This window comes from Bradyrhizobium sp. USDA 4461, from assembly GCF_054055655.1.
In genome coordinates, this window is record NZ_JBSRXM010000001.1 from 3,674,776 (window position 1) to 3,693,113 (window position 18,338).

17 protein-coding genes are annotated in these 18,338 nt (G+C 64.8%); 15 read left to right on the forward strand and 2 right to left on the reverse strand.

Annotation, left to right across the window (positions count from 1 at the left end; genetic code table 11):
* Positions 1 to 70 precede the first annotated feature (70 nt).
* Together ACVINW_RS17205 and ACVINW_RS17210 are read left to right on the forward strand one after the other, a co-directional pair.
* Complete coding sequence (locus ACVINW_RS17205) at positions 71 to 649, forward strand: hypothetical protein (protein WP_456756419.1); 579 nt, start codon at positions 71 to 73, stop codon at positions 647 to 649.
* Positions 650 to 820: 171 nt separating this feature from the next.
* Positions 821 to 1,429: a hypothetical protein gene (locus ACVINW_RS17210; protein ID WP_456752408.1), complete on the forward strand. Its 609-nt coding sequence runs from the start codon at positions 821 to 823 to the stop codon at positions 1,427 to 1,429.
* Positions 1,430 to 1,587: 158 nt separating this feature from the next.
* Here ACVINW_RS17210 and ACVINW_RS17215 read toward each other — a convergent pair whose 3' ends face one another.
* Entirely contained in the window at positions 1,588 to 2,724 is a 1,137-nt protein-coding gene (locus ACVINW_RS17215; protein ID WP_456752409.1) for an alpha-hydroxy acid oxidase, read from the reverse strand.
* Between the two features lie 136 nt (positions 2,725 to 2,860).
* On the opposite strand from ACVINW_RS17215, the gene ACVINW_RS17220 reads away from it, so the two are divergent.
* The 11 genes from ACVINW_RS17220 (at position 2,861) to ACVINW_RS17270 (ending at position 14,388) form a co-directional block, all read left to right on the forward strand.
* Entirely contained in the window at positions 2,861 to 3,034 is a 174-nt protein-coding gene (locus ACVINW_RS17220) for a hypothetical protein (protein WP_456752410.1), read from the forward strand.
* Positions 3,035 to 3,250: 216 nt separating this feature from the next.
* The gene (gene glmM, locus ACVINW_RS17225) at positions 3,251 to 4,597 is read left to right on the forward strand and encodes a phosphoglucosamine mutase (RefSeq protein ID WP_456752411.1); all 1,347 of its coding nucleotides are present in this window, start codon (positions 3,251 to 3,253) and stop codon (positions 4,595 to 4,597) included.
* Positions 4,598 to 4,859: 262 nt separating this feature from the next.
* Positions 4,860 to 6,116 (forward strand): MFS transporter, encoded by a 1,257-nt coding sequence (locus tag ACVINW_RS17230; protein WP_456752412.1) that lies wholly within the window; start codon positions 4,860 to 4,862, stop codon positions 6,114 to 6,116.
* A gap of 307 nt (positions 6,117 to 6,423) precedes the next feature.
* Positions 6,424 to 7,275 (forward strand): outer membrane protein, encoded by an 852-nt coding sequence (locus ACVINW_RS17235; RefSeq protein WP_456752413.1) that lies wholly within the window; start codon positions 6,424 to 6,426, stop codon positions 7,273 to 7,275.
* A 191-nt stretch (positions 7,276 to 7,466) separates the two neighbouring features.
* Positions 7,467 to 8,357, forward strand: coding sequence for an outer membrane protein (locus tag ACVINW_RS17240; protein ID WP_456752414.1), 891 nt, complete (start codon positions 7,467 to 7,469; stop codon positions 8,355 to 8,357).
* An 89-nt stretch (positions 8,358 to 8,446) separates the two neighbouring features.
* Positions 8,447 to 9,037, forward strand: coding sequence for a glutathione S-transferase family protein (locus tag ACVINW_RS17245; RefSeq protein ID WP_456752415.1), 591 nt, complete (start codon positions 8,447 to 8,449; stop codon positions 9,035 to 9,037).
* Positions 9,038 to 9,055: 18 nt separating this feature from the next.
* Positions 9,056 to 9,526 carry a GNAT family N-acetyltransferase gene (locus tag ACVINW_RS17250; RefSeq protein ID WP_456752416.1) on the forward strand — a complete coding sequence of 157 codons (471 nt, stop codon included), beginning with the start codon at positions 9,056 to 9,058 and terminating at the stop codon, positions 9,524 to 9,526.
* A 167-nt stretch (positions 9,527 to 9,693) separates the two neighbouring features.
* Complete coding sequence (locus ACVINW_RS17255) at positions 9,694 to 9,906, forward strand: hypothetical protein (protein WP_456752417.1); 213 nt, start codon at positions 9,694 to 9,696, stop codon at positions 9,904 to 9,906.
* Positions 9,907 to 9,984: 78 nt separating this feature from the next.
* On the forward strand, positions 9,985 to 11,157 hold the full coding sequence (locus tag ACVINW_RS17260) for a phosphoserine transaminase (protein WP_456752418.1): 1,173 nt from the start codon (positions 9,985 to 9,987) through the stop codon (positions 11,155 to 11,157).
* Between the two features lie 207 nt (positions 11,158 to 11,364).
* Complete coding sequence (gene serA / locus ACVINW_RS17265; protein WP_456752419.1) at positions 11,365 to 12,954, forward strand: phosphoglycerate dehydrogenase; 1,590 nt, start codon at positions 11,365 to 11,367, stop codon at positions 12,952 to 12,954.
* Between the two features lie 261 nt (positions 12,955 to 13,215).
* Complete coding sequence (locus ACVINW_RS17270) at positions 13,216 to 14,388, forward strand: thiolase family protein (RefSeq protein ID WP_050423239.1); 1,173 nt, start codon at positions 13,216 to 13,218, stop codon at positions 14,386 to 14,388.
* A gap of 72 nt (positions 14,389 to 14,460) precedes the next feature.
* On the opposite strand, the gene ACVINW_RS17275 is transcribed toward ACVINW_RS17270, so the two are convergent.
* Positions 14,461 to 14,919, reverse strand: a complete 459-nt coding sequence (locus ACVINW_RS17275; protein ID WP_456752420.1) for a MarR family winged helix-turn-helix transcriptional regulator — start codon at positions 14,917 to 14,919, stop codon at positions 14,461 to 14,463.
* 84 nt (positions 14,920 to 15,003) lie between these two features.
* Between ACVINW_RS17275 and ACVINW_RS17280 the strand changes: the two genes are divergently transcribed.
* Positions 15,004 to 16,437: an MFS transporter gene (locus ACVINW_RS17280; protein ID WP_456752421.1), complete on the forward strand. Its 1,434-nt coding sequence runs from the start codon at positions 15,004 to 15,006 to the stop codon at positions 16,435 to 16,437.
* Between the two features lie 175 nt (positions 16,438 to 16,612).
* Positions 16,613 to 18,280, forward strand: coding sequence for a mucoidy inhibitor MuiA family protein (locus ACVINW_RS17285; RefSeq protein WP_456752422.1), 1,668 nt, complete (start codon positions 16,613 to 16,615; stop codon positions 18,278 to 18,280).
* The last annotated feature ends 58 nt before the right edge of the window (positions 18,281 to 18,338 follow it).

Sequence of the window (18,338 nt, forward strand, 5' to 3'; positions counted from 1 at the left end):
CGTTCCCTCCCGGAGATCAAGCATGACTGCCCGCCGTTTCCATCTCGTTCGTCCGTTCATTGCGCTTGCGATGGTGACGGCATCCACGCTCTACGCGCTCGCGCAGCAGCCGCCGACGCCGACCCGCGTGCGCGGAACCGTCGAAAGCGTCGACGGCGATACGCTGGCGGTGAAGTCGCGCAGCGGCGAAGAGGTCAAGCTGCATATGACGGGCAATATGGTGGTGCTCGGTCTCAGCAAGATCGCGTTGTCCGACATCAAGGTCGGTTCCTTCATCGGCACCACCACCGTGCCCGGCCCCGACGGCACGCCGAAGGCGGTCGAGGTGCATGTCTTCCCGGAGAACATGCGCGGCACCGGCGAAGGCTCGCGCCCCTACGATCTGAAGCCGAACAGCAGCATGACCAATGCGACCGTCGCGCAATCCGTGGTCAGCAATGACGGTCATACATTGCAGGTCAAGTACAAGGACGGCGAGAAGACGGTCCAGGTCCCACCCGATACGCCGGTCGTGACCTACGTTCCTGGCGACAAGGCCGACCTGAAGGCCGGTGCCAAGATCATCGCCTTCATGAAGAAATTGCCCGATGGTTCGCTGGAGACCGATCGCGTCAGCGTCGGCCGCGACGGCCTCACGCCGCCGATGTGACGGGCTGCGACGGCTGCGCAGCATCACCTGTCCGTTACCGCAGTAACGGGCCGCCGGTCCCGTGCGTAGTTGTCCTGCGAGCCGCCGCTCCCGCGCGGAGTTGTGGCTTGCACGGAATACCACCAACTCCCCGGTGTTCCCTGATTCGCCAGCCAACCCATGAGGGACACCATGTCGAAATTGCCGCTCTTCGCCGCAATGCTTGTCGTTGCCTTTGCTTCCGTCGCCTCCGCACAGCAGCCGCCGACGGTGCGCATTCGCGGCACCATCGAGGCCGTCGACGGCGCCATGCTGTCGATCAAGTCGCGCGACGGTGCCGACATGAAGGTGCGGACGACGGACAATGTCGCGGTGTTCGGCGTTGCCAAGACCGATCTGTCGGAGATCAAGCCCGGTTCCTATATCGGCGTCACCGCGATGCCCGAGCCCGACGGAACGCAGAAGGCGATCGCGGTTCACATCTTCCCGGAGAACCAGCGCGGCGCCGCCGAGGGCTTCCGCCCGTGGGATCTGCGCGCCAACTCGACCATGACCAACGCCACCGTCGCCGAGACCGTGAAGGGCACCGACGGTCAGAACATCACGGTGAAATACAAGGACGGTGAGAAGAAGGTCGTGGTGCCGCCGGGTACCCCGGTCGTCACCTTCGTCTCCGGCGACAAGTCGGAGCTGAAGCCGGGCGCCAAGATCATCATCTTCGGCGCGGTGAAGAAGGACGACGGCACGCTGGAAGCCAACCGCGTCAATGTCGGCCGCGATGGAATTGCGCCGCCGATGTGAGGTTTGCTCTTTCACCCTCTCCCCTTGTGGGAGAGGGTCGCTTCGCGAAGCGAAGCGGGGTGAGGGGTCTGTCTCCGCGGATAGAGACCCCTCATCCGTCGCGGATTTCATCCGCGCCACCTTCTCCCACAAGGGGAGAAGGGAAGGGAGAGCTGTCCCTAAACCGCCAGCACCTTGTCGTCGATCTCGGCGATGGTGTTGATGCCGCACAGGCCCATCGTGGTGGTGAGCTCCTTGCCGAGGATGTCGAGCGCCTTGGCGACGCCGGCCTGGCCGCCGGCGCCGAGGCCGTAGGCATAGGCGCGGCCGATCATGCAGGATTTGGCGCCGAGCGCGAGCGCGCGCATGACGTCCATGCCGGTGCGGATGCCGCCGTCGAACATGATCTCGAGCTTGGAGCCGACCTCGTCGACGATCTCCGGCAGCACCTCGATCGAGGACGGTGCGCCGTCGAGCTGGCGGCCGCCATGGTTGGAGACCACGATCGCCTGCGCGCCGCTCTTGGCGGCGAGTTCGGCGTCCTCGACGTCGAGAATCCCTTTAAGGATCAGCTTGCCCGGCCAGATGCTGCGGATCCAGTCGATATCCTTCCAGTTCAGCGTGGTGTCGAATTGCGACGCGGTCCATTCCGACAGCTTGACGATGTCGTCCATGCCTTTGACGTGACCGGCGATGTTGCCGAAGGTGCGGCGCTTGCCTTGCAGTACGCCGGACACCCAGGCCGGCTTGGTCGCGAAGTCGATCAGCTTCGACAGCGACCATTCCGGCGGCACCGTCATGCCGTTCTTGATGTCCTGGTGGCGCTGGCCGATCACCTGGAGGTCGACCGTCAGCACCAGCGCCGAGCACTTGGCTGCGATCGCCCGCTCGATCAGCGACTTGATGAAGCCGCGGTCCTTCATGACGTAGAGCTGGAACCAGAACGGCTTGTCGACGGCGGCTGCGATGTCCTCGATCGAGCAGATCGACATCGTGCTCTGGGTGAAGGGAATGCCGGCCGCCTGCGCGGCGCGGCAGGCGTAAATCTCGCCGTCGCCATGCTGCATGCCGAGCAGGCCGACCGGCGCCAGGATCAGCGGCATCGCCGAGGGCTCGCCGAGGATGGTGGTCGCGAGGCTGCGCCTGGAGACGTCGACCAGGATGCGCTGGCGGAACTTGATCTGCTGCAGGTCCTCGGAATTGGCGCGCAGCGTATCCTCGGTGTAGGAGCCGCGATCCGCATAGTCGAAAAACGCCTTCGGCACCCGGCGCTTGTGCAGCTGGCGCAGGTCTTCGATGCAGGTAATGTGCTTCATGGACGTTCCCGGCCCTTCTTCTATGTCGCAAGTTCTATGTAACGAGTCCCGGTAATCAGCCTTGCAGCTGTTCGGTCTTGCCGTCATCTAACATGGTTGGGTGGCCTGCCAAATCGGAGACGGATGGGAGAGTGCGATGACGCAATCAGGCTCCAAGCCGAAGGCAGACGACAGCGCCGAAAAGCGCCGGCTCGACGAGGCCCTGGAAGAGGGGCTTGAGGAGACGTTTCCTGGTTCCGATCCCGTCAATGTCACCCAGCCGGCCCCCACCAAGGGCGACCGGCACGTCAAGCGCGACGGCAAAGGGTAGGGGACAGCGCGCCTTCCCGGGGATTGCCGAAAGAGAAATAATGATATATTTTCAGTGCCTTAAGGTCGAAAGAGGCGGTTCGGCCGCGGTAATGATTCATCATATTTTTTGAAGTCATTTTAGCGCCTGGCAGTCTATAAGGCCGATGCACGCTACACTGGTAGGCGTTCGGGACGCTCTCGCCGGGTGGTTCGAGAGGTCCACCTTGGGGGTATCATGAGCCGCAAATATTTCGGGACCGATGGAATTCGGGGCCGCGCCAATGGGCTGATCACGCCGGAGCTCGCGCTCAAGGTGGGGCAGGCCGCAGGGTTGGTGTTTCAGCGTGGCGACCATCGCCATCGCGTCGTGATCGGCAAGGACACGCGGCTGTCCGGCTACATGATCGAATACGCCATGGTCGCGGGCTTCACCTCGGTCGGCATGGACGTGCTGCTGGTCGGCCCGATGCCGACGCCGGCGATCGCGATGCTGACCAAGTCGATGCGCGCCGATCTCGGCGTCATGATCTCGGCGTCGCATAATCTGTTCGAGGACAACGGCATCAAGCTGTTCGGCCCGCAGGGCTTCAAGCTCTCCGACGATGTCGAGAAGCAGATCGAGCAACTGCTCGACGAATCGCTCGATCGCCGCCTGGCGCAGAGCGCGAGCCTCGGCCGCGCCCGCCGCATCGACGGCGTCCATGACCGCTACATCGAATTCGCCAAGCGCACGCTGCCGCGCGATCTTTCGCTCGACGGCCTGCGCGTCGTGGTCGATTGCGCCAATGGCGCGGCCTACAAGGTGGTGCCGGAGGCGCTGTGGGAGCTGGGCGCCGACGTGGTGCCGATCGGGGTCGAGCCCGACGGCTTCAACATCAACAAGGAATGCGGCTCCACCTCGCCGGAAGCGCTGTCGCGCAAGGTGCGCGAGATGCGCGCCGATATCGGCATCGCGCTCGACGGCGACGCCGATCGCGTCATCCTGGTCGACGAGCGCGGCCACATCGTCGACGGCGACCAGCTGCTCGCGGTGATCGCGCAGAGCTGGAAGGAAGAGGGGCGTCTCGCCAAGCCCGGCATCGTCACGACCGTGATGTCCAATCTCGGGCTGGAGCGCTTCCTGCAAAGCATCGGGCTTTCGATGGTCCGCACGCCGGTCGGCGACCGCTATGTGCTCGAGCAGATGCTGAGCGGCGGCTACAATCTCGGCGGCGAGCCGTCGGGCCACATCATCATGTCGGACTATTCGACCACCGGCGACGGCTTCGTCGCGGCGCTGCAGGTGCTGGCCGTGGTGCAGAAGCTGCGCCGCCCGGTGTCGGAGATCTGCCGGCGTTTCGAACCATTGCCGCAGATCCTGAAGAACGTGCGCTATCGCAGCGGCAAGCCGCTCGACGATGCCGAGGTCAAGTCCGCGATCACCGACGGCGAGAAGCGCCTCAACGGCCATGGCCGCCTGTTGATCCGTCCCTCCGGCACCGAGCCCGTCATCCGGGTGATGGGCGAGGGCGACGACCGCATCCTGGTGGAAGAGGTGGTCGACAACATCGTCAGCGCCCTCGGCCACGCCGCGGCGGCGTAAGGGCGTCCGGCCGCATCAGCTCGTGATCCGTCGTCCTGAGGAGCGCGCCCTTGCGCGCGTCTCGAAGGATGCACGGCCCGGCCGGTGGCCGATTCATCCTTCGAGACGCGGCCAAGTGGCCGCTCCTCAGGATGACGGGAGGCCGCACTGTTGTTGCGGAGCCCACAGCGCATCGCTGCCATCGGCTAACGCAACTGGTCCGGCTCACCTTCGCGTCGTACGACGCGGAGGTATTTTTGCGAAACTATCCGGGAATGCTGCAGTGAACAAACCCGTCGTGAGCGAACAGGCACTGGGCGAACCGGTGGAGGTCGCCGAACTGACCTCTGCGCAGGCCACGAAAGTGGCCGCCGCCGGGCCGGCCTATGTCGTGCTTGCCGGCATCAGCTTCTCGCACTTCCTCAACGACACGATGCAGTCCCTGATCGCCTCGGTCTACCCGATCCTGAAGGACAATTACGCGCTCGACTTCGCGCAGATCGGCATGATCACGCTGGCGTTTCAATTTACGGCGTCGCTGCTGCAGCCGCTGGTCGGGCACTTCACCGACAAGAAGGCGCAGCCGTTCTCGCTGTCGATCGGCATGGGCTTCACCTTCTTCGGGCTGCTGCTGCTCAGCGTCGCCCATGGTTACGGGATCATCCTGATCGCGGCGTCGCTGGTCGGTCTCGGCTCAGCGGTGTTCCACCCGGAATCCTCGCGCATCGCGCGGCTGGCGTCCGGCGGACGTTACGGCTTCGCGCAATCGGTGTTCCAACTCGGCGGCAGCTTCGGCACCTCGATGGGGCCTGTGCTCGCCGCGTTGATCGTGGTGCCGTTCGGCCAGCCCTCGATCGCCTGGTTCTCCTCGATCGCGTTCCTCGCCATCGTGATCCTGTGGCGCATCGGCGTCTGGTACAAGCCGCAGATCGCAGGCAAGAAGGCTACGGCCATCGCGCGGCATCCGGACCATCCGGATCAGCGGCGCGTGATGATCGCGCTCATCGTGCTGGTCGCGCTGCTGTTCTCCAAGCAGCTCTACGTCTCGAGCCTGTCGAGCTACTACATCTTCTATCTGATCGACAGGTTCGGCGTCTCGACCCAGGCCGCGCAGCTTTATCTCTTCATCTTCCTTGCCGCCAACGCCGCGGGCGCGTTCATCGGCGGGCCGCTCGGCGACCGCTTCGGCCGCAAATACGTGATCTGGTTCTCGATCCTCGGCGCGCTGCCGTTCACGCTGGCGCTGCCCTACGCCGGACTGTTCGCCAGCGCCGTGCTCACGGTGGTGATCGGCGTGATCATCTCGTCGGCGACATCGGCGATCATCGTGTTTGCGCAGGAACTGATGCCGCATCGCTTCGGCATGATCTCCGGCGTGTTCTTCGGCGTTGCGTTCGGGATCGGTGGTCTCGGCGCTGCCGTGCTCGGCAAGCTCGCCGACCACACCTCAATCGCCTTCGTCTATCAGCTGTGCGCCTTCCTGCCGGCGATCGGCCTGCTCGCGGTGTTCCTGCCGAAGATGCCGAAGGCGGTTCGCTGAGCCTCCCGGCGGCGGGGGCGTACGCTTCGCCCCGATTAAGCATTCGCTAACGAGCCCGGCTTGCGTGCGCCGCAAACGGCGCGCCTTGCGTCAACGCTTCATTAGCACTTGTGGCGAGGTCGCCATTTTTCACGGCACGCGCGCGCATTTATGGACCCATAAGCAACAGCCACGGAAATAGGTGAGAGAAAATCAACCTTAAAAATTAGGGTTAAGTGCCGCTTAAACATTTGCTGCCATCGTCCGCCCGTGAGTTTCAGACGTGGGGCTTTCGTGTCGCCTCACTTGGCCCAAAAGGACGAAGCCAATGCGTAGCGTAAAGACCCTGATTGCCGCAGGAGCGGCATCTCTGTTGTCCTCGGCGGCGTTCGCCGCCGACATGCCCATCATGCCGCCGCCCCCGATGGCGTATGCTCCCCCGCCGGTCCAGGATTTCGGCGGATGGTATCTGCGCGGCGATATCGGCATGACCAACACCCAGGCCAAGCTGCACGTCAACGCCTACGACACGCTGCCGGCCGGCACCGCGTTCAACCAGTACGGCCACGGTTTCGACAGCGGCATGCTGTTCGGCCTCGGCGTCGGCTATCAGTTCAACAGCTGGTTCCGCGCCGACATCACCGGTGAGTATCGCTCGAAGGTGAGCTTCAACGGCACCGACTTCTTCACGTTCCCCGGGCCGAGCTCGCTGGCCGACACCTATCATGGCGGCGTCCAGAGCTGGGTCGGCCTCGTCAACGTCTACGCCGATCTCGGCACCTGGGGTTGCTTGACCCCGTTCATCGGTGCCGGTGTCGGTGCCGCCGTGCTCAAGACCTCGGCCTTCTCCGACAATGCGACGTTCCCGAGCGGGTCCGGCCTGACCAGCTCCTACATCGCCGACGGTGCGACCAAGACCAACTTCGCCTGGGCGCTGCATGCCGGTGTCGCCTACAAGGTCACCAACAACTTCACGGTTGAACTGGCCTATCGCTACCTCGACATGGGCACCGTCGGGCAGGGCCAGGGTCACTTCTTCGACAACACGCCGACCGGGCCTTCGAGCTTCCAGTACCGCGACATGACCTCGCAGGACGTCAAGCTCGGCGTGCGCTTCAACCTGCCGTGCTGCGACGTGCCGCCTCCGCCGCCGCCGCCCCCGCTGATCCGCAAGGGCTGATAAGGCTTAATTTCGGCCCTTCACGGTTAACGATTGCAACGGCGCGGGATCATCCCGCGCCGTTTTTGCTTTGCGTCTCGTCCTCGCGAAGTTCTGCAACTTGCGTGCTCGAAATCCGTCGGCGACAACGATTGGTTAAGGTTAACAGGCGATGATCAGCGCGCATTCGGTGAGTGGATTGGAGCGTTGCGATGCGTAGGTTCTTGCTGGCGGCGATGATGTTCGGGGCAGTGACCGGCGCGCATGCGGCCGACATGCCCGATTTCCTGCGCGGCAGTATTCCGGCCGAACCGGCGCCCACGAGGAACTGGGAGGGCTGGTACGCCGGCGGCCAGGTCGGCTACTCGGCCGCGGACATGAACTTCGACAACAGCATCGTGTCGCTGACCAACTTCATCTTCCGCAACAGCGTGCTTGCGCAGCCGACATCGGCATGGACGCTGTTGAACAAGAACACCGCGCAGGGCACCAATTTCGGCGCCTTCGTTGGCCGCAACTGGCAGTGGGAAGATGTCGTGTTCGGCGTCGAGGCCAACTACAATTACATGAACAGGATCTCGAGCTCGTCGAAAGGGTCGATGGCGCTCGCGATCGTGAGCCCACCGGGCTCGGCCGCGCCGCCCAATCACACCTACACCTACAACACGTCGCTGGATGGCGCTGCCGCCGCGACGATCAAGGACGTGATCACGTTCCGCGGCCGCGCGGGCTGGGCGTTCGACGGTTTCCTGCCTTACATGTTCGGCGGCCTTGCGGTCGGGCGCATGGACGTGTCGCGTTCGGTGTCCACCAATGTGGTGCTGCGTGACGACGTGACCGCGACGACCACCGATGCGTTCGGAAACCAAACGACATCGATCGTGTCGACGTCGTTCACCCAGATCCCATCGCTGTCGCAGACCGCCAGCGAGCAGAAGACCAACGCCTTCGTGGCAGGCTGGACCGCCGGCCTTGGTTTCGAATACTGCCTGTGGGGCGGCTTGTTCATGCGCGGCGAATGGGAATACGTGAAGTTCTCGCCGATCAAGGACACCAGCATCTCGCTCAACAGCGTGCGCGCTGGTCTTGGCTATAAGTTCTGATTGGCTACAAGTTCTGAGACAAAGCCGCGCAGCTTGACAGCGTATGGCGCGGCTGGTCCGATATCGCTCCGCAAGCGGAGCGACCTCGCATGAAAATCTACAGCGACGCCAATTCAGGCAATTGCCTGAAGGTGAAATGGGTGTGCGACAGGCTGGCGCTGCCGTACACATGGGTCGAGATCGACACCATGAAGGGCGGCAGCCGAACCGCGGAATTCCTCAAGCTGAACGGCTGGGGCCAGGTGCCGACGGTGGAGCTGGACGACGGCCGCACGCTGGCGCAGTCCAACGCCATCATCCGCTATCTCGCGCGCGGCAGCGATCTGATTCCCGGCGATCCCTATCGCGCGGCGCAGATGGATGGCTGGATGTTCTGGGAGCAGAACAGCCACGAGCCCTACGTCGCGGTTTGCCGTTTTCAGGCCGTCTATCTCGGCAAGCCTGTCTCCGAGATCGATCCGAACCTCATCAAGCGCGGCTATGGGGCGCTCGATCATCTGGAGCGGCATCTTGCTGGTGCGCAATTCCTGGTCGGAGATCAATTCTCGCTCGCCGACGTGTCGCTGCTTGCCTATACGCGGATGGCGGAGGACGGCGGCCTCGCGCTCGAGGGCTACCCCACGATCCGCCGCTGGATCGCGGATGCCGAGCATGTGCTCGCGCTGCCGCCGGTCCGCTGATCGCAGGTGAATGCCGCCATGACCGAACCCTCGTCGATCACGATCCGCCGCGCGCGCCGCGAGGACGTCGCCGCCATCGTCGGCATGCTGGCGGACGATCCGCTCGGCAGTGCGCGCGAGCGGATCGAGGATCCGCTGCCGCAATGCTATTACGACGCCTTCGCGCGGGTCGAGCGCGATGCCAATTTGCAGCTCGTCGTCGCCGTCGACGGGGAGGGTGCCGTCGTCGGCTGCCTGCAACTCGCGGTGCTGCCGGGCATCAGCTCGCAGGGCTCTTCGCGCGGTCTGCTCGAGGATGTCCGTGTCGCAAAGCATTGCCGCAGCCGCGGCATCGGCGAGAAACTGGTGCAGTGGGCGGTCGCGGAGGCGCGGGCGCAAGGCTGCATGCTCGTCGAACTGTTGACGCATCACACCCGCGTCGATGCGCAGCGCTTCTATGAGCGGCTTGGGTTTGCGCGCAGTCATGTCGGCATGACGCTTCGCTTGTGATATCCGCGCGCGAAGTTGTGCCGCACACAAGGCAATGCCTGCGGTAGCCGCCGCTCGGCGATCCGGTTAACAGCCGGTAAACTAAGCCGGCCTCCGTGATTTTACGGGGCGGAACGAGTCCGGTATGTCGGACGTCTCCCACGGGGCGCGGGCAACTGGGGATTGGAATGTCGGAATATTCGATCGTGCGGGTCGGCAACGAGTACATCGTGCAGGCCGGCGATAAGCGCATTTTGAGAATATCGAGCCGGCGCAGGGCGGTTAAGATCATGACTCTGGCGGCGGATTTGCTCGACCAGGAGACGGTGCAGCAGGTCGGGGACGCCCCATCAATCAGCCGTGATCGCGCGATTGTTCCGGACAAGTCCGAACTTCCTTGACGTTCTGGCCCCTTTCCAATATCCCCGGCGGCGGGAAACCTCTCCCCACCGAGAGGCAGCTATCTGGAAGGGTAGATTATGACTGCAGCGAAGCCCGCTTCGCGGCCCAACGTGCCGCATTTTTCCTCCGGCCCCTGCGCCAAGCGCCCCGGCTGGAACCCCAACAATCTCAAGGACGCCGCCCTCGGCCGCTCGCATCGTGCGAAGGTTGGCAAGACCAAACTCAAGCTCGCGATCGAACTGACGCGCGAGGTGCTTGAGGTACCTGCCGACTACAAGATCGGCATCGTGCCGGCGTCGGACACCGGCGCGGTCGAGATGGCGCTGTGGTCGCTGCTCGGTGCGCGGCCGGTCACCACGCTCGCCTGGGAATCCTTCGGCGAAGGCTGGGTCAGCGACATCGTCAAGGAATTGAAGCTGAAGGATGTCACCAAGCTGAACGCGGCTTACGGTGAAATCCCCGATCTTTCCAAGGTCGATCCCAAGTCGGACGTCGTCTTCACCTGGAACGGCACCACCTCGGGCGTGCGCGTGCCGAACGCCGACTGGATCAGCGCGGACCGTGAAGGCCTGACGATCTGCGACGCAACCTCGGCCGCCTTCGCGCAGCCGCTCGATTTCGCCAAGCTCGACGTCGTCACCTTCTCCTGGCAGAAGGCACTCGGCGGCGAAGCCGCGCACGGCATGCTGATCCTGTCGCCGCGCGCGGTGGAACGGCTCGAGACCTACAAGCCGGCCTGGCCGCTGCCGAAAATCTTCCGACTCACCAAGGGCGGCAAGCTCAACCAGGGCGTCTTCGAAGGCGAGACCATCAACACGCCGTCGATGCTGTGCGTCGAGGACTATCTCGATGCGCTGAACTGGGCGAAGTCGATCGGCGGCCTGAAGGCCCTGATCGCGCGCGCCGACGCCAACACCAAGGCGATTGCCGACTGGAAGGCGAAGACGCCCTGGATCGATTTCCTGGCCAAGGATGCCGCGATCCGCTCCAACACCTCGGTGTGCCTGAAGTTCACCGATCCCGCGATCACCTCGCTTCCATCGGACGCGCAGGCCGACTTCTGCAAGAAGCTGGTCGCGCTGGTCGAGAAGGAGAATGCCGGCTTCGACTTCGCGTACTACCGCGATGCGCCGGCCGGCCTGCGCATCTGGTGCGGCGCCACCGTCGAGGCCAAGGACGTCGAGCTGCTGACGCAGTGGATCGACTGGGCCTTTGCCGAGACCAAGGCCGCGCTGCCGAAGGCGGCCTGAGTTTTCTCTTGTCACCTCTCCCCGTTCTTACGGGGAGAGGTCGGATTGCGCAGCAATCCGGGCGAGGGGCCCTTTCGACTTATTCCTCGCCTGTGGCTGCCCTCACCCCAACCCTCTCCCTGCAAGTACGGGGAGTGGAGACGTGATCAGAGACTTCACCACATTGGTCCAAGAGACCCGCCCGCTGCAGGGCAGAGGAACAGTCACATGACGAAGCCCAAAGTTCTGATTTCCGACGCGCTGTCGCCCGCCGCCGTGCAGATCTTCAAGGATCGCGGCGTCGAGGTCGACTTCCAGCCCAACCTCGGCAAGGACAAGGACAAGCTCGCCGAGATCATCGGCAATTATGATGGCCTTGCGATCCGCTCGGCCACCAAGGCGACCGCCAAGATCATCGAGAAGGCGACCAGGCTCAAGGTGATCGGCCGCGCCGGCATCGGCGTCGACAATGTCGAGATTCCGGCCGCGACCGCCAAGGGCATCATCGTGATGAACACGCCGTTCGGCAATTCGATCACGACCGCCGAGCACGCCATCACCCTGATGCTGGCGCTGGCGCGCGAGATCCCGCAGGCCGACGCCTCGACCCAGGCCGGCAAGTGGGAGAAGAACCGCTTCATGGGCGTCGAGATTACGGCGAAGACGCTGGGGGTGATCGGCTGCGGCAATATCGGCTCGATCGTCGCCGACCGCGCGCTCGGCCTGCGCATGAAGGTGATCGCGTTCGACCCGTTCCTGTCGCCGGAGCGCGCCAAGGACATCGGTGTCGAGAAGGTCGAGCTCGACGATCTCTTGAAGCGCGCCGATTTCATCACGCTGCATACGCCGCTGACAGACAAGACCCGCAACGTCATCGACGCGGCCGCGATCGCCAAGATGAAGAAGGGCGTGCGCATCATCAACTGCGCCCGCGGCGGCCTGGTCGACGAGCAGGCGCTGGTCGATGCGCTCAATTCCAAGCATGTCGCGGGCGCCGCCTTCGACGTGTTCGTCGAGGAGCCGGCGACGACCAACGTGCTGTTCGGCCATCCCAACGTGATCTGCACCCCGCATCTCGGCGCCTCCACCACGGAAGCGCAGGAGAACGTCGCGCTGCAGGTCGCCGAGCAGATGTCGGACTATCTGTTGTCGGGCGCGATCTCGAACGCGGTCAACTTCCCGTCGATCACGGCGGAAGAGGCGCCGAAGCTGAAGCCGTTCATCGAGCTCGCCGAGAAGCTCGGCTCGTTCGCCGGCCAGTTGACGGAGAGCGGCATCCTCAAGACCACGATCACCTATGAGGGCCACGTCGCCGAGATGAAGATCAAGGCGATCACCTCGGCGGTGCTGTCCGGCCTGCTGCGGCCGATGCTGGGCGAGGTCAACGTGGTCTCGGCGCCGGTCGTCGCCAAGGAGCGTGGCATGGTGGTGGACGAGGTCGTCCGCGCCGCGCAGAGCGACTATGAAAGCCTGATCACGGTTACCGTCACCACCGAGCGCCAGGAGCGTTCGGTGTCCGGCACCGTGTATGCCGACGGCAAGCCGCGCCTCGTCGACATCAAGGGCATCCGGGTCGACGCCGAGTTCGGCAAATCGATGATCTATGTCACCAACGAGGACAAGCCGGGCTTCATCGGCGCATTCGCGAGCCTGTTGGGTGATGCGAAGATCAATATCGCGACCTTCCATCTCGGCCGCGTCAAGCAGGGCGGCGACGCCATCGCGCTGGTCGAGGTCGACGGTGCGGTGCCGGCGGAGCTGCTGAACAAGGTGCAGGCGCTGCCGCAGGTGAAGCAGGCCAAGGCGCTGACGTTCTGAGGCGCTGACGTTCTCAAGGCGCTGACGTTTTAAACACTGTTCGAACGGTCTTGTCATCGCCTGGAAGCGTCCGGGCGTGACGAACGAAGATACCGCTCAGGTACGTCCAAATTCCGATCTGCGGAACATGACGCCGTCTCCGGCCCCGGAGGCGGCGTTTGTCGTTCCGGAGCCTCCGGTATTGCTGTTGCGCCCGTCGAAAAATGTGTACGAACGGGCCACGACACGCCACAATGACCGTCATCTCAGAGGGAGAAAACAATGCGTGAAGCTGTCATCGTTTCCTACGCGCGCACCGGCCTGGCGAAATCCGGCCGCGGCGGATTCAACATCACCCCGCCGATGTCGCTCGCCGCGCACGCCATCAAGCACGCGGTCGACCGCGCCGGCGTCGACAAGGAGTATGTCGAGGACTGCTATCTCGGCAATTGCGCGCATGGCGCCCCGAACATCGGCCGCCAGGCGGCGCTGCTCGCCGGCCTGCCGAAGTCGACCGCCGGTGTCTCGGTGAACCGCTTCTGCTCGTCGGGCCTGCAGACCATCGCGATGGCCGCCAACTCGATTCGTTCGGACGGCTCCGATTGCATCGTCGCCGGCGGCGTCGAGAGCATCTCGATTCCCGGCGGCGGCTCGCCGAAGGAATCGATCGACCCGGATCTGCTGAAGACGGCACCCGACATCTTCATGGCGATGATCGACACCGCCGACATCGTCGCCGAGCGCTACAAGCTCAGCCGCGAATACCAGGACGAGTATTCGCTGGAGTCGCAGCGCCGCATGGCGGCCGCGCAGCAGGCCAACAAGTTCAAGGACGAAATCGTCCCGATGAAGACCAAGATGAAGGTGGTCGACAAGGCGACCAAGGCCGAGTCGATCGTCGACTACGTGGTCGATCGCGACGAGTGCAATCGCCCCGAGACCACGCTGGAGGGCCTCGCCAAGCTCGAGCCGGTCAAGGGCCCGGGCAAGTTCGTTACCGCCGGCAATGCCAGCCAGCTCTCCGACGGCGCCGCCGCCGTGGTGCTGATGGAAGCCAAGGATGCCGAGAAGCGTGGCCTCAACCCGCTCGGCCGTTTCGTCGCCTGGGCCTCGGCCGGCTGCGAGCCCGACGAGATGGGCATCGGTCCGGTGTTCGCCGTGCCGAAGCTCCTGAAGCGCCATGGCCTGAAGGTCGATGACATCGACCTCTGGGAGCTCAACGAGGCCTTCGCCAGCCAGTGCCTCTATTCGCGCGACCAGCTCGGCATCGATCCCGAGAAGTACAACGTCAATGGCGGCTCGATCGCGATCGGCCATCCGTTCGGCATGACCGGTGCCCGGCTCACCGGCCATCTGCTGCAGGAAGGCCGTCGCCGCAAGGCCAAGTGGGGCGTCGTGACCATGTGCATCGGTGGCGGCCAGGGCGGCGCCGGCCTGTTCGAGATCTACAGCTAAGCGCGCTTCGACACGATCGCGTGCGAACGAGCGGCCCGGCGGTATCGCCGGGCCGCTTTCATTTGAGGCCCGTCATGATGCCGGCACATCCGCGGCGGGTTCGCCGAATTCGAGCGCGGCGACCAGTTCGAGCGTCTGCCTGAGATCGGCGGCCTGCCTGGCGCCGAACGCCGTCTCGAAGCGGTCCTGCGCCTCAAGCCAGGCGGCCTGCGACTCCGCAAGTCTGGCTTCGCCGCGTTTGGTCAGCCGCACCAGCCGGCTGCGGCGGTCATTCTTGTCAACAGTGATGGTCAACAGGCCGTCGCGCGCGAGCGGCTTGAGGTTGTGATTGAGCGCCGTGCGGTCGAGCACCAAAGCTGCGGCAAGCTCCCCCATCGTCGGGGCGCCCGTTCGTCTGACATGGACCAGGATGGCCCGCTGGGTGCCGCGCAGCCCCGACGCCGCGAGGACCTGATCATAGAGCTGCGACACCCGCCGTGTCGCCTTGCGCAACGCCGTGAGATTGCACCTTGTGGCTTCCGTCTTCGCCATTGGCTGCCTCCAAACTGGGCTTGACAGATACATGCATATGCACCTAATGGCAATAGATGCATATGCACGTACCTGGAGGGTGTGATGTCGGAGGTCGAGGCGGAGACCATCGGGCTGACGGCCGGACCCGAAGCACGGCCGCGGTCCCACGCCGCGACTGCAACTCCGCGGCAGGTTTTGGCAATCGTCTCGGTCGGAATCTGCCTGGCAAATCTCGACCTGTTCATCGTCAATGTCGGGCTGCCGAACATCGCGCAGGAATTCCGCGGCGCCTCGCTGGAGGATTTGTCCTGGATCCTGAATGCCTATGCGATCGTCTATGCGGCACTGCTGGTGTTTTTCGGCCGCCTGGCGGAGCGCCACAGCCGCAATCTGAGCTTCCTGCTCGGTGTTGCGCTGTTCACGGCCGCCTCGGCAGCGTGCGCGCTGGCACCCAGTGTCGAGCTCCTGGTCCTGTTCCGCGTGGCGCAGGCCGCCGGCGCCGCATTGATGACGCCGACCTCGATCGGCCTGCTGCTGGCCTCGTTCCCGCCCGAGCAGCGCGCCGGCGCGGTGCGCACCTGGACCGCGATCGGCGGCCTTGCCGCAGCATTGGGGCCGCTGGCCGGCGGCGTGCTGGTCACTTTCGACTGGCGCTGGATCTTCATCGTCAATGTCCCGATCGGCGTGGTGGCGCTGATCGTCGGCTGGCTCAAACTGCCCGAGGTGCCTGGCCACGACGTGCCGCGGCCGAGCTGGTGGGCGGCGCTGCTGGTGACCTCCGGCATCGGCGCGCTGACATTCGCCATCGTGAAGGCGAATGACTGGGGCTGGGGCTCGCGCGGCGTCGTGCTCGGCTTTGCCGTCGCAGGCCTCTCGCTCGCCGCCTTCGCATGGCACTGCCTCCGATCGCAGAACCCCTTCGTCAACCCGGCGCTGTTCGCAGTCAGGCCGTTTACCGGGGCGACGTTGGTCATGGCGCCTTACTCGGCGGCTTTCGGTGCGATGCTGCTGTCGGTGGCGCTGTGGGAGCAAACCGTGTGGGGGTGGTCGGCGCTGAAGACCGGCCTTGCGATCGCGCCGGGTCCGTTGCTTGTCCCGTTCACCTCGCTGTTGTTTGCCGGTCGCCTGATCGCGCGATTTGGCGCGGCGGCCGTGGTGTCCGCCGGCATCATGTCGTTCGCGGGCGGTCTTATGATCTGGGCAACGCTGCTCGATGCACAGCCCAACATGCCTGCCTTCGTGGTCGGTATGATGTTCACCGGTGTCGGCGTCGGGCTGACGTTTCCGACCCTGATGGGCGTCGGCGCCGGTTCGCTGCCGCCGTCGTCGTTCGCCACCGGCTCCGGCGTGATCAACATGATCCGGCAGGCGGCGCTGGCGATCGGCGTCGCGATCTTTGTCGCGATCCTGGCTAGCCCCGCCACGATGACCGAGCGGATCGCGGCGTTTCATCGCGGCTGGTGGATCATGATCGCGATCACGCTTGCCGGTTTCGTGCCGAATGTTCTGTTCATCCGGCGCCGGACAGGTCGCTAACACCCGAAAGACATCGCCGCGCCATTCTGCAGCCGCGGCAGCGCCATCGTCGCGCCGCAGCGAAACCTCAATCGAACCAGTCCCTTCCTCGCTGCGTCTCACCACGAGAAACGGCGCGCCAATGAGTTCGGCGGCCGTTCATCGCGCGCGATGTGCGTTTTTCCGGAGGGATGTCATGTCAAGGATTGCGAATTATCTCGTCACCACCAGCCTGGTGCTGGCGGGAGCGCTGGTTGCCGGGCCGCTGCATGCGGCCAATCTCGACGCGGCTTCGCAGGTCGATGCCGTCACCGTCTATCCCGACGGCGCGAGCGTCACCCGCGTCATCACGATGGATCTGCCCGCCGGCGACAACACGCTGGTCGCGAAGGATTTCCCGCTCGGGCTCGATCCGTCCTCGCTGCGGGTCGAGGGCGAGGGTGGAGCGAAGCTCACGATCGGGGCGATCGACGCGCGGCCACCACGCCCGGCGGAGCCGGCGAACCTGCCCGAGATCGACAAGCGGATCGAGGCGCTGCGCGACCAGCGCGAGGATTTGCAGGGGATGATCACGTCGGCGGAGGCGCGGCGCAAATTCGCCGAGCATTTCGCCGAGGCCGCGCCGGTCGGCATCGGCGAGAAGGGCGAGGCGCGCCCGGTGAGCGAATGGCGTGCTGCGTTCTCTGCGGTTGGGGACGAGGTCGCAACCGCCGACAACGCGATCCGCGACGCCACGCGCAAGCAGCGCGATATCGATCGCGAGATCGCGCGCCTTGAGGCCGATCGCGCCGCCAAGCCGCCGAGCAAGCTCGAGGTCCGCATCGAGCTGGCATCAGCGGCGGCGACCAGGGCCACGCTGCGGGTCACCTATGCGGTTCCCAACGCGCGCTGGACGCCGATCTATGACGCCCGGCTCGACACCGGCGCCAAGGACCGCAAGCCCGCAATCGAACTGGTGCGCCGCGCCGAGATCACCCAGTCGACCGGCGAGGACTGGTCGAATGTCGCGCTCGACGTCTCCACCGTACGCGTCGCCCGCGGCGGCAATGCGCCCGACCTCCGCTCGCTGATCGTGCAGTATCCGCAGCCGCCGCGACCGCTGGCGGCTGGCCGAGCGTTTGACAGCGTGCAACAGCCCTCGGCACTGATGCCCGCACCGGCTGCGCCTTCGATGGAGCAGCATCTGTTCAAGAAGGCCGAGGAGCAGGAAGCGGCTGCCCAAGCCAGCGCCTTCCAGGCCAGCTTCAGGATTCCCGGCCGCGTCAGCGTTGCCGCCAATGAGGGAGCAAAGAGCCTGCGCATCTCGACCGCGACCATCACCCCCGATCTCGCGGTGCGTGCGGTGCCTGTGCTGGATCCGACCGCGTTCCTGGAGGCGAGCTTCGTGCAGACCGACGACGCGCCGCTGCTGCCGGGCCAGGTCGCGATCTATCGCGACGGCATCTTTGTCGGCCGCAGCCGGATGGCGAGCGCCGCCAAGGACGAGACCGTGCGGCTCGGCTTCGGCGCCGATGACAAGGTCAAGATCGAGCGCACGGTGGTGAAACGCAACGAGGGCTCGGCCGGCCTGATCGTCACCACATCGAAGACCGACGAGCGCGCGTTCAAGACCACGGTTCGCAACGGCCACGACTTCCCGATCAAGGTCGCGATCCAGGATCAGCTCCCGGTCAGCGAGAACGACGATATCGTGGTCGAGCTGCTCCCGTCGTCGACGGCTGCGACGACCACCAATCTGCGCGACAAGCGCGGCGTGCTGGAATGGGCGTTCGAGGCCAAGGCCGGTGAGGTCCGTGATATCAACTTCGCCTGGCGGATGCGCTGGCCCAAGGACAAGGGCGTCGTGATGGTGCCGGCGGGCTGATCTGCATCTCGCGGCGATGACAAATCCCGATCTCGGGCATCAGTTTGCCAAAAGCAAA

What these genes read in the sequence shown, in the direction of transcription:
- ACVINW_RS17205 (WP_456756419.1), top strand. Translation starts at nt 71, where the DNA reads ATGGTGACGGCATCCACGCTCTACGCGCTCGCGCAGCAGCCGCCGACG.
- ACVINW_RS17210 (WP_456752408.1), top strand. Translation starts at nt 821, where the DNA reads ATGTCGAAATTGCCGCTCTTCGCCGCAATGCTTGTCGTTGCCTTTGCT.
- ACVINW_RS17215 (WP_456752409.1), bottom strand. Translation starts at nt 2,724, where the DNA reads ATGAAGCACATTACCTGCATCGAAGACCTGCGCCAGCTGCACAAGCGC.
- ACVINW_RS17220 (WP_456752410.1), top strand. Translation starts at nt 2,861, where the DNA reads ATGACGCAATCAGGCTCCAAGCCGAAGGCAGACGACAGCGCCGAAAAG.
- glmM (WP_456752411.1), top strand. Translation starts at nt 3,251, where the DNA reads ATGAGCCGCAAATATTTCGGGACCGATGGAATTCGGGGCCGCGCCAAT.
- ACVINW_RS17235 (WP_456752413.1), top strand. Translation starts at nt 6,424, where the DNA reads ATGCGTAGCGTAAAGACCCTGATTGCCGCAGGAGCGGCATCTCTGTTG.
- ACVINW_RS17240 (WP_456752414.1), top strand. Translation starts at nt 7,467, where the DNA reads ATGCGTAGGTTCTTGCTGGCGGCGATGATGTTCGGGGCAGTGACCGGC.
- ACVINW_RS17245 (WP_456752415.1), top strand. Translation starts at nt 8,447, where the DNA reads ATGAAAATCTACAGCGACGCCAATTCAGGCAATTGCCTGAAGGTGAAA.
- ACVINW_RS17250 (WP_456752416.1), top strand. Translation starts at nt 9,056, where the DNA reads ATGACCGAACCCTCGTCGATCACGATCCGCCGCGCGCGCCGCGAGGAC.
- ACVINW_RS17255 (WP_456752417.1), top strand. Translation starts at nt 9,694, where the DNA reads ATGTCGGAATATTCGATCGTGCGGGTCGGCAACGAGTACATCGTGCAG.
- ACVINW_RS17260 (WP_456752418.1), top strand. Translation starts at nt 9,985, where the DNA reads ATGACTGCAGCGAAGCCCGCTTCGCGGCCCAACGTGCCGCATTTTTCC.
- serA (WP_456752419.1), top strand. Translation starts at nt 11,365, where the DNA reads ATGACGAAGCCCAAAGTTCTGATTTCCGACGCGCTGTCGCCCGCCGCC.
- ACVINW_RS17270 (WP_050423239.1), top strand. Translation starts at nt 13,216, where the DNA reads ATGCGTGAAGCTGTCATCGTTTCCTACGCGCGCACCGGCCTGGCGAAA.
- ACVINW_RS17275 (WP_456752420.1), bottom strand. Translation starts at nt 14,919, where the DNA reads ATGGCGAAGACGGAAGCCACAAGGTGCAATCTCACGGCGTTGCGCAAG.
- ACVINW_RS17280 (WP_456752421.1), top strand. Translation starts at nt 15,004, where the DNA reads ATGTCGGAGGTCGAGGCGGAGACCATCGGGCTGACGGCCGGACCCGAA.
- ACVINW_RS17285 (WP_456752422.1), top strand. Translation starts at nt 16,613, where the DNA reads ATGTCAAGGATTGCGAATTATCTCGTCACCACCAGCCTGGTGCTGGCG.